At 69.1% G+C, this 13,041-nt stretch carries 11 protein-coding genes; 5 read left to right on the top strand and 6 right to left on the bottom strand.

Annotated elements, in window-relative coordinates:
• Window positions 1–158 precede the first annotated feature (158 nt).
• Together TPAU_RS16685 and TPAU_RS16680 are read left to right on the top strand one after the other, a co-directional pair.
• On the top strand, window positions 159–380 hold the full coding sequence (locus TPAU_RS16685; RefSeq protein WP_013127924.1) for a hypothetical protein: 222 nt from the start codon (window positions 159–161) through the stop codon (window positions 378–380).
• Window positions 377–1,522, top strand: a complete 1,146-nt coding sequence (locus tag TPAU_RS16680) for a serine hydrolase domain-containing protein (protein WP_013127923.1) — start codon at window positions 377–379, stop codon at window positions 1,520–1,522. Before TPAU_RS16685 ends, TPAU_RS16680 begins: the two co-directional genes overlap by 4 nt.
• Window positions 1,523–1,524: 2 nt before the next feature.
• Here TPAU_RS16680 and pgi read toward each other — a convergent pair whose 3' ends face one another.
• Window positions 1,525–3,168: a glucose-6-phosphate isomerase gene (gene pgi / locus TPAU_RS16675; RefSeq protein ID WP_425358569.1), complete on the bottom strand. Its 1,644-nt coding sequence runs from the start codon at window positions 3,166–3,168 to the stop codon at window positions 1,525–1,527.
• A gap of 70 nt (window positions 3,169–3,238) precedes the next feature.
• Here pgi and TPAU_RS16670 point away from each other — a divergent pair, with 70 nt between their 5' ends.
• Together TPAU_RS16670 and TPAU_RS16665 are read left to right on the top strand one after the other, a co-directional pair.
• Complete coding sequence (locus tag TPAU_RS16670) at window positions 3,239–4,702, top strand: NAD-dependent succinate-semialdehyde dehydrogenase (protein WP_013127921.1); 1,464 nt, start codon at window positions 3,239–3,241, stop codon at window positions 4,700–4,702.
• 67 nt (window positions 4,703–4,769) lie between these two features.
• Window positions 4,770–6,218: a sulfatase family protein gene (locus TPAU_RS16665; protein WP_013127920.1), complete on the top strand. Its 1,449-nt coding sequence runs from the start codon at window positions 4,770–4,772 to the stop codon at window positions 6,216–6,218.
• On the opposite strand, the gene TPAU_RS16660 is transcribed toward TPAU_RS16665, so the two are convergent.
• The 5 genes from TPAU_RS16660 to TPAU_RS16640 all read right to left on the bottom strand — a co-directional run bounded on the left by TPAU_RS16660 (window position 6,208) and on the right by TPAU_RS16640 (window position 11,088).
• Window positions 6,208–7,008, bottom strand: coding sequence for a formylglycine-generating enzyme family protein (locus TPAU_RS16660; RefSeq protein WP_281054806.1), 801 nt, complete (start codon window positions 7,006–7,008; stop codon window positions 6,208–6,210). The two genes, TPAU_RS16665 and TPAU_RS16660, sit on opposite strands and share 11 nt — an antisense overlap.
• A gap of 86 nt (window positions 7,009–7,094) precedes the next feature.
• On the bottom strand, window positions 7,095–8,987 hold the full coding sequence (gene cysC / locus TPAU_RS16655; RefSeq protein ID WP_013127918.1) for an adenylyl-sulfate kinase: 1,893 nt from the start codon (window positions 8,985–8,987) through the stop codon (window positions 7,095–7,097).
• A complete protein-coding gene (gene cysD, locus TPAU_RS16650; RefSeq protein ID WP_013127917.1) occupies window positions 8,987–9,913 on the bottom strand; it encodes a sulfate adenylyltransferase subunit CysD in 927 nt (308 codons plus the stop codon). Before cysD ends, cysC begins: the two co-directional genes overlap by 1 nt.
• The gene (gene stf0 / locus TPAU_RS16645) at window positions 9,910–10,707 is read right to left on the bottom strand and encodes a trehalose 2-sulfotransferase (protein ID WP_013127916.1); all 798 of its coding nucleotides are present in this window, start codon (window positions 10,705–10,707) and stop codon (window positions 9,910–9,912) included. The genes cysD and stf0 overlap by 4 nt, the downstream gene beginning before the upstream one ends.
• Before the next feature lie 96 nt (window positions 10,708–10,803).
• Entirely contained in the window at window positions 10,804–11,088 is a 285-nt protein-coding gene (locus TPAU_RS16640) for a chorismate mutase (protein ID WP_013127915.1), read from the bottom strand.
• Between the two features lie 43 nt (window positions 11,089–11,131).
• On the opposite strand from TPAU_RS16640, the gene TPAU_RS16635 reads away from it, so the two are divergent.
• Entirely contained in the window at window positions 11,132–12,907 is a 1,776-nt protein-coding gene (locus tag TPAU_RS16635) for a hypothetical protein (RefSeq protein WP_013127914.1), read from the top strand.
• Window positions 12,908–13,041: the final 134 nt, after the last annotated feature.

Genomic DNA, 13,041 nt, shown 5'->3' with positions numbered 1-13,041 from the left:
GAGCGGAAGAATCAAACGTGTGTTCATGATGTGGTCGTAAGTACCCCGAGTCGACCCTGATGTGTCCCAGCTGGATCCCGGGGAACGATCCGGGGCCAGCCCGGATGTGCCGGACCTTCGAGATTCGTAGCGTCGAAGGCGTCGAAAGGTGGTGCGAAATGCGCACATTCATTCAGTCCCTCAGTGTGGCAGCCCTTGCTGCAACAGCCCTGATCGCAGGCACCGGCATGGCCGCCGCGACCCCCGACGATTACGACTACAAGAAGGGGAGTCGCGGCGCCGCCTGTTCCTACGCCGATGGCACCCTGGGCCTCGACGTGGACGCCGGTTTCGTGATCACCTGCCAGGGCGGTGTCTGGAACACTCCCAAGTCCTCGTGAACCGCACCGTGAGAACCGGTGCCGCGTACCTCGCTGCGCTCGTTGTGACCACCGGATTCGCAGCTCCGGCTCTAGCGCAGCCGATCTCGCCCGCTGGACGCCAGTCCGTCCAGCGGGCGCTCGACGCAATGGTCTCCGCGGGCTACCCCGGGGCGCAGGTCGTCATCACCGAACGCGGACGGGACTGGATCGCGAGCGCCGGCGTCGGCGACGCCGACCGGCGCACCCCGTTCCCCGCCGACGGTTACGTCCGGATCGGCAGCAATACCAAGGCCTACGTCGCCGCGGTGGTGCTGCAACTGGTCGCCGAGAACCGCATCCGGCTCGATGCGACGGTCGACAGCATCGCCCCCGGGATGCTCACACCGGGGCCTCCGGCCCCCGACGGCAGCAGGGTGGACGCGACGCGGATCTCCGTCCGCGACCTGCTGCAGCACACTTCCGGTCTGCCCGACCATCTCGATCTCCCGGAACTCGAGTCCGACGATGCGGCGAGCACGACCTACCAGCCCGCCTACCTGGTACGGCGGGCCCTGGCTACGCTCGCGCCGCGATTCGCTCCCGGCACGCGCGCCGAGTACAGCAACATCAACTACGTCGTGCTGGGAATACTGATCGAGAAGACCACCGGGAGAAGTCTTTCCGACGAGATCCGCACCCGCATCCTCGAACCGCAGGCGCTGCGGAAGACCTACTTCCCCACACCCGGCGACGCCGCGGTCCGCGCGCCGCACGCCATCGGCTATGCCGTGGAGAACGGGCGGCGGGCCGATATCACCTCGTTCGATCCGTCCTGGGCGGGTGCAGCGGGGGCGATGATCGCCACCCCGTCGGATGTGAACCGATTCTTCCTCGCCCTCCAGAACGGGAAGGTGATCACGGCGTCGCAGTTCACCGAGGCGCGACGGGCCCCGCGACCGCTCGTCAATCGTGACGGGCTGCGATACGGCCTCGGCCAGGCGGAACTCTCCACGCCGTGCGGCACCGTCTGGGGGCACGGCGGTTCCATACCCGGCTACCGGACCTATAACGGAGCCACATCCGCGCGCGCGGTGACCGTGGTCGCGAACCAGCAACCCGCCACCCAGGCGCAGAAAGACGCGATCGCGGCGGCGTTCGGCGCTGCGATCTGTGCCCGGTAGATCTAGACCGCGCGCCCTCGTTCGGCGCGGTACCAGCGCACCTGTGCGTCCGTCGATGAATCCTGATCCGGCTGCGGTGCAGCGTCGCCCGCGATCACCGGCAGCAGCGCGTTGGCCTGGGCCTTGCCCAGCTCAACGCCCCACTGGTCGAAGCTGTTGATGCCCCACACCGCGCCCTCGGTGAACACCTGGTGTTCGTACAGTGCGATCAGTTGGCCCACCACGGACGGAGTGAGCTTCGGCGCGAGGATGGTGGTGGTGGGCCGGTTGCCGGGCATCACCTTGTGCGGGACGACCGCGGGATCTGTTCCTTCAGCGCTGATCTCGTCGGCGGTCTTGCCGAAAGCCAGCACCTTGGTCTGCGCGAACAGATTGCTCATCAGTAGGTCCTGCATCGTGCCCACACCGTTGGTGGTGGGCAGATCGTCGGTCGACTCCGCGAAACCCAGGAAATCCGCCGGCACCAGTCGCGTTCCCTGGTGCAGCAACTGATAGAAGGCGTGCTGACCATTGGTTCCCGGTTCGCCCCAGAAGATCTCGCCGGTGTTCACCGTGACCGCGGTGCCGTCGACCCGCACCGATTTGCCGTTCGACTCCATCGTGAGCTGCTGCAGATATGCCGGGAACCGGGCCAGGTCGTTGGCGTAGGGGAGCACCGCCCGCGACTGCGCCCCGAAGAAGTCCGAGTACCACAGGCCGATGAGCCCGAGCAGAATCGGCGCATTCTGTTCGATCGGTGCGCTGGCGAAGTGCTCGTCCACAACCCGGAATCCGGCCAGGAACTCGCCGAACCGCTCGCGGCCGATCGCGCACATCACTGACAGGCCGATCGCCGAATCCACCGAGTACCGGCCGCCGACCCAATCCCAGAAGCCGAACATGTTCGCGGTATCGATGCCGAAGGCCGCGACCCGCTCCGCATTCGTGGAGACCGCGACGAAATGCTTGGCAACGGCTTCGTCGCCCAACCCCAGACCGTCGAGCAGCCAGGTCTTCGCCGCGTGCGCGTTGGTGAGCGTCTCCAGCGTGGAGAAAGTCTTCGACGCCACCACGAACAGCGTGGTGGCGGGATCGAGCCCGGACAATGTGGCCACGATATCGGCGGGATCGACATTGGAGACGAAATGGCAGCGCAAACCCGGCTGCGCATAGGCGCGCAGCGCGCGATAGACCATCGCGGGGCCGAGGTCGCTGCCTCCGATGCCGATGTTCACGACGTCGGTGATCGCCTCGCCGGTAGCGCCGCGCCACTCGCCGTCACGCACCCGGTCGGTGAAATCGCCCATCCGGCCGAGCACCTCGTGCACATCGCCGGTGACATCCTGGCCGTCCACGGTCAGCGCCCCGCCCGACGGCGCACGCAGTGCCGTGTGCAGCACGGCTCGGTCTTCGGTGGAATTGATGTGCGCGCCCGAGAACATGGCATCGCGCTTACCCTCCACATCGGCGGCGCGGGCCAGTTCGGCCAGCAGCGCCAGCGTCTCGCGGGTCACACGGTGCTTCGAGTAATCGATGTACAGATCGCCCACCCGCAGCACCAAGTCGGTTCCCCGCGCGGGATCGTCGGCGAACAGATCCCGCAGGTGCAAGGGGGCGACGGCGCGATGGTTCGCGTCCAGGGCTCGCCAGGCGGTCGTCGTGGTGATGTCCAGCGTGCTCATGCACATCAGCCTAGTGTCCTGCGCGCGTTCTCGCCGGGCGGTTATCGTGGCTTGCATGGCTACCGCGCAGCGCGTCCGTGACCTGCTCGAGAAGATCCCCACGGGAATCTTCGTGAATGGGACGTTCCGTGACTCCAGTTCCGGCGCAACCTTTCCGGTGCACGACCCGTCGACCGAGGAGGTGCTGGCCGAGGTGGCGGACGCCACCGCCGCGGATGGTGCCGCCGCTCTGGACGCCGCCGTCGCCGCCGGTCCGGCCTGGGCCGCGACCCCGGCTCGCGAACGCGGAGAGATCCTGCGCGCCGCCTACGAAGGGCTGCACGCTCGCGCGGACGACTTCGCGCTGCTGATGACCCTGGAGATGGGCAAGGCCCTCCCGGAATCGGCGAACGAACTCAAGTACGGCGCCGAATTCTTCCGCTGGTTCTCCGAAGAGGCCGTGCGCATCGCCGGCCGATACACCCCGGCACCGGCCGGCACCGGCCGCATTCTGGTGAGCAAGGCACCCGTCGGCCCGTGCCTCGCGATCACCCCGTGGAACTTCCCGCTCGCCATGGGGACCCGCAAGATCGGCCCCGCCCTCGCCGCCGGTGCCACCATGCTGGTCAAGCCCGCGGGACTCACCCCCCTGACGATGCTGCTGCTCGCCGAGGTGCTCCAGGACGCAGGTGTTCCCGAGGGGGTGATCTCGGTGCTCCCCACCTCCACGTCATCAGCACTCACCGCGCCGCTGCTCGCCGATCCGCGGCTGCGCAAGCTCACCTTCACCGGCTCCACCGGGGTGGGCGCCGCGCTCATCGAGCAATCCGCCCCCGGCATCCTGCGCACGTCGATGGAACTGGGCGGCAACGCCCCTTTCGTGGTCTTCGACGACGCCGATATCGACCACGCCGTCGGGCAGGCGCTGCTCGCGAAACTCCGCAACGGCGGCGAGGCGTGCACGGCCGCCAACCGGTTCCACGTGCACGAGAGCGTGGTCGCCGAGTTCACCGACAAGCTGGTGGCGAAGATGGGTGAGTACGTCGTGGGCCCCGGCATCGATGAGGGCGTCACCATCGGCCCGCTGGTCTCGGCCGATCAGCAGAACATCGTCTCCGAGCTGGTGCAGGACGCCGTCGGTAAGGGGGCATCGCTGCGGCTCGGCGGTGTGGCGCCCGAGGGCAAGGGCCACTTCTTCCCGCCGACGGTGCTCGCCGACGTCCCCGCCGATGCGCGGATCCTCCGTGAGGAGGTCTTCGGGCCGGTCGCGCCGATCGTCGCCTTCGCCACCGAGGACGAGGCCGTCGCCGCCGCCAATGACACCGAATACGGCCTCGCTTCGTACATCTTCACGCGCGACCTGGACCGTGCGTTGCGTGTCGCCGACCGCATCGACAGTGGCATGGTGGGCGTCAACCGCGGCGTCATCTCCGATCCTGCTGGCCCGTTCGGCGGCGTCAAGGCCTCCGGATTCGGCCGCGAGGGTGGCAGCGAGGGTATCGAGGAGTATCTGGAGACGAAGTACATCGCGCTGCAATAGGTGGGTTCTCGGTTCACTGTGAGCGCAAATCTCGCCGGATCACAGGTCTGTGTGACAGCGTCGTAGGGTGGCACACCTACAGGAGAGCACCGGCACGCGGGAGAACGTGATCCTCGTGCACTGGCACGACCTGGGACGCCACCTCACCTGTTACGGCGCGGAGGGCGTGGTCAGCCCGCACCTCGACCGCCTCGCCGCCGAGGGCATCCGATTCACCGATGCGCACGCCACCGCGCCCCTGTGCTCGCCCGCGCGCGGCTCGCTGTTCACCGGTCTGCACCCTCACCGCAACGGTCTCGTCGGGCTCGCCCACCACGGTTTCGAATACCGGGCGGGCGTGCAGACGTTGCCGGCGCTGCTCGGCGCCGCGGGCTATCGCACCGCGCTGTTCGGCATGCAGCACGAGAGCGCCGACCCCTCCCGTTTGGGTTTCGACACCGCCGACGTCTCTGATTCGCTGTGCGGCTACGTGGTCGCCCAGTCTCAGCAGTGGCTGACCGATGCCGCCGCGCGCGACGAGCCGTTCTTCCTGACCGCCGGATTCTTCGAGACCCACCGCCCCTACCCGGCCGATCAGTACGAACCCGCGGACCCCGAGGCGATCGGTGTGCCCGGCTTCCTCCCGGACACCCCACAGGTCCGCGAAGACCTGGCCGGCCTGCACGGCAGCATCACCGAGGCGGATGCGGCGGTGGGACGGTTGCTCGACACCGTCGACGAGCTGGGGCTGGCCGAGAACACGTGGATCGTCTTCATCACCGACCACGGGCTGGCCTTCCCCCGTGCCAAGTCCACGCTCTACGCCGAGGGCACCGGTGTGGCCCTCATCGTGCGCCCGCCCCGCGGTCGTGACCTGCGCCCCCGCGTCTACGACGACCTGTTCTCCGGCGTCGATCTCACCCCGACGGTGCTGGACCTGCTCGGCGTGCCCCTCCCGGACGATCTCGACGGCGAGACGCACGCCGCGGAACTGACCGAACCGGCGGGAGACACGGTGCGCGCCGGGCTGTTCACGCAGAAGACCTATCACGACGCCTACGATCCGATCCGCGCCGTGCGCACCAAGCAGTTCAGCTACATCGAGAACTACGCCGACCGGCCCGCGCTGCTGTTGCCGCTCGATATCGCCGATAGTTCCTCTGCCGGCTCACTCGACCCCTACGAGGTCGCCGCTCCGCGTCCCCGGCGTGAGCTCTACGACCTCGTCGTCGATCCGTACGAGCGGCACAACGTGATCGATGAGCCGGCGTATCAGTGGGTGGCGCGCAGGCTCGGGGCAGTGCTCGCCCGCTGGCGCGCGGAGACCGGTGACGTGCTCCCGACCGAAGCCGAGGGCACGGCGATCGCCGAACGCTTCATGGCCGAGTTCTTCGCAGGCCGCGCGAAGCCGGACGCCGACGCGGTGCCGCTGCCCTCGCGCCGTCCGCAGGGCGCCCGTCGTGAACTCACCGCCCGCGAACGGGCCGAGCAGGTCCGCGATGAAGCGGGTGACCGAGTCCGGGCGGTCAACCACTGACGGTGCGGAAACCGATGTTGCTCGCCGAGGACGACGGGGTGTTGCGGCTGCGGGCCGCCACGCGGTAGCGGTAGCAATACGAGTCATGGCACAGGTGGCTGCCACCGCGGAGCACCCGGGCAGTGCCCCGATCCGGTCCGCCGGGGGAGTCTGTGGGGGAAACCCGGTAGTAGCGAGCGGAATAGCGGTCCGAACACCACTCCCACACGTTTCCCACCGCCTGGTACACGCCGTAGCCGTTGGGCGCGAAGGACTGGGCGGGAATCGTCCCCACCGGTCCGGTCGGCGCATCCGGGAACGATCCGGTGAAGATGTGGCAGCGCTCTCCCGGTGCGGGATGCTCGTTCCCCCAGGGATAGCGCGCACTCTCGAGACCCCCGCGCGCCGCGTACTCCCACTGCGCCTCGGTCGGCAGGGCACGACCCGCCCACCCGCAATACGCCAGCGCATCGGTGTACGAGACGTGCACCACCGGATGCTCGTCCAGCGCGACGCTGCCCGGCCCACCCGGAGTGCGGAAATCCGCGCCCGGCACCGTTCGCCACCACGGAGTTCCATCGACCGGGGTGCCCGGCGCTGAGGCGCTGGCCTGGAAGACCGCCGAGGCACCGAAGCGCTCGGCGTCGGTGATGTAGCCGGTGGCAGTGGCGAACGCGGCGAATGCGGCCACCGTCACGGTGGTCGCATCGATCTCGAAGTCCGGCAACGAGACCGGGTGCACGGGCTGCTCGCCGTCGGCGCGGTAGCCATCGCCGAGCGCATCACCCATCAGATACGTTCCAGCCGGGATCCGGGCTTAAGGAACCGGGTGCACGCCGCCGCGCCACCCGGACCCGCCGCGTTCGGGCAGGTCCGGACCGTCGGGCGTGCAGCAGCTCACGCGTCCAGTATTCCGCGTTCCACCAGTAGCGCGATCACCCGCTGGGCGAGCTCGTCGGTGTCGGCGCCGGTGGTGTCGAACTTGAGGTCGGAATGGTCCGGCTTCTCGTACGGGCCGTCCACCCCGGTCAGGCCGCGCAGCTCGCCGCGGTCGGCCCGGGCGTACAGCCCCTTCGGGTCGCGCTTGCGGCACTCCGACACCGGCGTGGACACGTGGACCTCCACGAAGTCGATGTCGGCGGCCACGTTCAGTTCGCGGGCGATCTCCCGGTCCGAACGCAGCGGGGAGACCAGTGAGGCGATAGCGATCACTCCCGCATCGGCGAACAGGCGCGTCAGATGTCCCACACGGCGGATGTTCTCCGCACGGTCGCCGGGCGAGAACCCCAGATCGTCGGAGATCCCGTGCCGGATGTTGTCGCCGTCGATGAGGTAGGCCACCCGCCCCTGCGAGACCAGCGCCCGCTCCAGCGCCACCGCCACCGTCGACTTCCCCGATGCCGGCAGCCCGGTGAACCACACCGTCGCGCCGCGCTGCCCCGTCTTGGCCCACCGTTCCGCGCGGCCCAGTGAACTCGGATGCCACCGGATGTCGTTGCGGGTCGCCTGCCCGGGCACCACCTCCCGGGCCTCGGCGATGGTGCCCGCACCGACCGTGTCGTTGCTCGCCTCATCGATCAGGATGAACGCGCCGGTATCCCGGTTCTGCGCATACGGGTCCGCGACCACGACCGAGCTGGTGCGCAGGGTGATCGTGCCGATGTCGTTGAGCGCGAGCTCGCTCGGCCCCACCTGTTCGATCAGCGTCTCCGGGTCCAGGCGGCGCTCGAGCGACTGGATGGTCGCGCGGACCGTCGACGTCGCGTGCTTGAGCGCCACCCGGTCACCGGCGCGCAGCGGCTTCTCCGCCAGCCAGCACACGGTGGCCTCCAGCTCCCGCGCCGCGACCGGAAGATGCGCATCGGCGGCACCGGAGACGAGCACATCGCCGCGGCCCACGTCGATGTCGTCGGCCAGTTCCACCGACACCGACAGCGGCGCGACCGCGACCGCGCGGTCGTCGTCCAGAGTGTCCAGCGCGGTCACCGTGCTGCGGCTGCCCGAAGGCAGCGCCAGCACCGCATCGCCCACCGCGAGCGTGCCCGCCGCGATCCGGCCGGTGTACCGGCGACGACGGTCGGCGGTGGGACGCGAGACCCACTGCACCGGCAGCCGGAGTTCCTGCGGCTGCGCCGAGGGTGCGCGCAGTTGCACGCCCTCCAGATACTCCAACAGCGTCGGCCCGGTGTACCAGGGAGTGCGCTCGGACCGGTGCACCACATTGTCGCCGAGCTTGGCGGCCAACGGGATCGCCGGGATCTCGGGCAGGCCGAGCTGCGTGCCGAGCTCGGCCAGCTCCGCCTCGACCTCGGCGAACCGGTCGGCCGAGTAATCCACCAGGTCGATCTTGTTCACCGCGGCGATCACGTGCGGCACGCCGAGCAGGGTCGCGATCCGCGCGTGTCGGCGGGTCTGGCGCAGCACTCCCTTGCGTGCATCGACCAGCAGGATCGCCACGTGCGCGTTCGATGCGCCGGTGAACATGTTGCGGGTGTACCGCTCGTGCCCCGGGGTATCGGCGAGCACGTAGCTGCGGGTGTCGGTGGAGAAGAAGCGGTACGCCACATCGATCGTGATGCCCTGCTCGCGTTCGGCCCGCAACCCGTCGGACAGCGCCGCCAGGTCCACCTCGTCGCCGTCGGTCACCGCTTCGAGATGATCGGTGGGCAGGCTGCCCGTATCGTGCAGCAGCCGACCGATCAGCGTCGACTTACCGTCGTCGACCGAGCCCGCCGTAGCGAGCCGCAGCAGCTGCCGCGTTGCGGTGGTGGGTGCCAGGAGCTCCGTCATCAGAAGTAGCCCTCTTTCTTGCGGTCCTCCATGGCGGCCGCGGACGTGCGGTCGTCGGCGCGGGTCTCGCCCCGCTCGGAGACGGTGGCGGCGGAGATCTCTTCGATCACCGCTCCGATATCGGTGGCGCGGCTGCGGACCGCGCCGGTGATCGTCAGGTCACCGACGGTGCGATAGCGCACCCATTCGGTGGACGCGGTCTCGCCGTCGCGCGGCTGCGTGAACTCCGAGACCGCGAGCAGGATGCCGTCGCGTTCGAAGACCTCCCGCTCGCTCGCGTAGTAGATCGACGGCAGTTCGAGGCCCTCGAGCTCGATGTACCGCCAGATGTCGAGCTCGGTCCAGTTCGACAGGGGGAACACCCGGACCGACTCCCCGCGCCGGATGCGGCCGTTGTACAGCGACCAGGGCTCGGGGCGCTGCGCCCGCGGGTCCCACTGGCCGAACTCGTTGCGGAAACTGAACACCCGCTCCTTGGCGCGGGCGCGCTCCTCGTCGCGCCGGGCGCCACCGAAAGCTGCATCGAAGTTCCCGGCCTCCAGGGCATCGAGCAGCGTGCGGGTCTGCAGCCGGTTCCGCGAACCGGACGCTTCGGTGGACTCGGCGACGCGGCCGGTATCGATGGATTCCTGCACCGAGGCGACGATCAGCTCGATGCCGTCCGGATTCTCCGGTGTCGGCGCCACACGGCGGTCCCGGAACTCGATCACTTCGTCGAAGTTGTGGCCGGTGTCCACGTGCAGGATCGGGAAGGGCAGGGGCGAAGGCCGGAACGCCTTCTCCGCCAACCGAAGCAGCACGATCGAGTCCTTACCGCCGGAGAACAGCAGCACCGGGCGTTCCAGCTCGGCGGCGACTTCCCGGATGATGTGCACCGCCTCGGATTCGAGTACGCGCAGTTCGTCCACTGCTGTCAGGCTGCTCATGCGGGGTATCCATTCTGTGCGGCATCGGCGCGGTACCGCTGCGCCCATTCCTTGGAGCGTTCATTGGACTGCGGTTTCAGTGGCGGTGGGGGTGCGAGCGCGGGGTCCTGGCCGAGGGCCTCCAGGACTCGCGCCGTGCTCGTGCGCGGATCCGCGATGAGCTCGGTGAAGTCGATCTCGAGCGGCTCGATCGCTTCCGCGGCGAACCAGGCGCGCCACGCGCGTTCCTGCTCCAGCAGAATCCCGGCCAGGTGCGCGATGCCCTCGGCGCGGTACACCGCCCGTTCATCGCGTTCACGGTCGTGGTCGGGATCGTCGCGCCAGGTACGTGTCTGTACCGCGCGCCACATCGACACCGCCTGGGGCACCACGTCGGGCCGGAAGACGTGCACGTAGACGGGGTCGGCCCCGTCGAACAGAGAGCGCACGGCGGTGCGCAGTGACCCCGAGGCCACCCGGGTGCGGGAGATCAGGATCGGCGTCTGATTCCACATCAGTTTGCCGCCCCATACCCCGTTCGAGGTGCGGCCGGAGGTGAGGACATCGGCCCGCCACTGCTCCTGGGTCCGCGTATCGACGGTGCCCGCTTCGGTCGGGTCGAGGAGGGCGAGCAGATCGGGATCGTCGACGCCCGCGAACCATTCCCGCGGCTGCGGCGAGAGCGACGACGAGGGGAAGTATTGGAAGAACTCCTGCGGATTCCCGGCCACCCCGGTGGCGGCGAGGGATTCCACGAGCAGAGTGCTACCGCTGCGCTGACTGGCGCACACGAGGTAGCTCGGAGGCTGCGACATGCGGGCCAGTGTAGCGGCGAAGAAACCGGCCGCAACCTGGGGTTTTACCTCACTGTGCGCCGGGGCCTTGACGTCATCCGCGGGGTGTGCTGGACGCTAGCGGCCGAGTGGCCCGCGCCCGAGGCGCAGCAGCAGCATCGCCAGGGTGTGCCCCTCGCGGCCGAGTTCGGAGAAGCGGTCCAGAACCTTCATCTCGCGCGAGTGCACCAGTCGCGGACCGCCCGACGCCATGCGGGTGCGGCCGATGATCCGGGAGACCTCGGTGCGGCGCTTGATCGCGGCGAGGATCTCGGCGTCGAGACGATCGATCTCCTCGCGCAGCGCCGCGATCTCCTCCTCGGCCAGCGGCGTGCCGCCGCCGGTGCTGTCAGGTGTGCTCATGGGTTGAAGTTTTCCACAGGTGCGCCGCATACGATCGGGGACCGTGTCCCGTCGCCTCCGCCTACCGACATCGCCGTCCCACCGGCTGCTGTGGATCGGCGCGGCCCTGCTCGTCGCCGTCCAGCTCGCCGTGCGCGGCTACGTGCTGGCTCGCGGGAACTTCTACTGGGACGACGTCGTCTTCTTGAGCCGGTCGGGCCGGCCCTTGCTGGACCCCGGGGCATGGTTCGTCGACTACGACGGGCATCTCATGCCGGCCGCGTTGTTCACCGCCGCGGTCACCACCACGCTCGCCCCGCTGAGTTGGCCGGCCGCGGCGGCCTCCCTGCTGCTCCTGCAGCTGGTCGCCGCGCTCGCCACGCTGCGTGCACTGGTGATCGTGGCCGGCCGCCGCCCGATGGTATTGGTGCCGTTCGTGTTCTACCTGCTGGCACCGCTGACGCTGCCCGCGATGGCGTGGTGGGCGTCGGGACTGAATGCGCTGCCCCTGCAGATCGGCCTGGCCGTGGTCGTCGGTGAGACGGTGCGGTATCTGCGCGGGAACCGGCGGTCGGGGCTGTGGGCGGTGCTGGCGTTGCTGGTCACGCTGCTGTTCTTCGAGAAGGCCATCGCGATCCCGTTCGTCGCCGTCGCCGCGGTCATACTCGCGCGGTATCTGCGGGGTCATCCCGTGCGGTCGGCGCTGCGTCGCGGCCGGTGGTTGTGGCTGGCGTTCGGTGTGATCGTGGTGGGCTGGTTCACGCTCTGGTCGGTGCTCACCGCATCGCGTCCGGGGGAGCACACCGTCTCGTTCACTTCGTACGCGCTGTACCGGTCGGTCGAGTCGGTGCTCGCCCCCGCGGCACTCGGCGGGCCGTGGTCGTGGACACGGGAGAACCCGGGGCCTCCGGTCGCCGTGCCGAACGTCGTGGTCACCGTGATCGGGCTGCTCGCCATCGCGGTGATCCTCGCGGTCACGTGGCGACGAGCGCCCCGCGGGCTGGCCGCCTGGGGTGCCGCGGCCGCCTACTTCGTGGCCTCGCTGGCCCCGGTGTTCTTCCTGCGCAGCTCGGAGTTCACCAGCGCGTTACTCCCACTGTCGCTGCGCTACTTCGCCGACTTCGCGTGGGTGCTCACGCTTGCCGGAGCTCTCGTGCTCATCGCGCGCCGCCGGCGCCGCGGGATCGATCCGCGGGCCTGGGTGGCAGTGGTGCTGGCCTTCGCAGTCAGCGCGAGCGTCGCGACCGTCCGGTTCGCCACGGTCTGGTCGGACAATCCGACCGGCTCCTACCTCGCCCAACTCCGCGACGGTGCGCGGGTATACGCGGACCGACCCGTGCTCGATCAGGAGATCAGCACTGAGGTGATCGCGCGCCTGGCCTACCCCGACAACACCCTCTCGCACGTCCTGGCCACCCTGCCCGAGAAGCCGCGGTTCGGGACGTCGTCGGCCGAGGCCACCGTCGTCGATAAGCAGGGCCGATTCGTGCCCGGCCGGGTGAGCCGCGTGCGGTCGGTCCCCGTCGGGGATCTGCCGGGCTGCGGAACCCGGGTCGACGGTACGCAGACCCTGCTGCGCTACGAAGGGCCGCTGGCTTATTGGGAGTGGGTGGTCGAACTCAACTATCTCGCCTCGGCCGACGGTGTGCTCGTGCTGCAGCAGGAGCGGGCCGGGACGTCGGTCCGGGTGCCGGTACAGCGCGGACCGCATACCGTCTACGTCCGGGTGCCGGGTGCGGGTGGAGGACTCCAGGCCCGCGCCGAGTCACCGGGGCTCTTCGCGTGTGTGACCGGGGGCCCCGTCGGGCTGCTCATCCCGGCCTCCTTTCCGGAGCGCTGATACCGGGGAATTCGGCGTCAAGAATAGTCTTTCTTTACCTGTATATGTCTCGTGAACTGCGAAGTTGTCGCCCGCTGCGACACTTAGCCGTTTGGTGTCGCAAAGCTTCGGCGATTGTCGCCCGAAAGAACCAC

This window comes from Tsukamurella paurometabola DSM 20162 (assembly GCF_000092225.1).
In the GTDB taxonomy this organism is placed as follows: Bacteria; Actinomycetota; Actinomycetes; order Mycobacteriales; family Mycobacteriaceae; genus Tsukamurella; species Tsukamurella paurometabola.
Note: the sequence above shows the minus strand (reverse complement) of the source record. Positions and strands in the feature narration are given on the sequence as shown.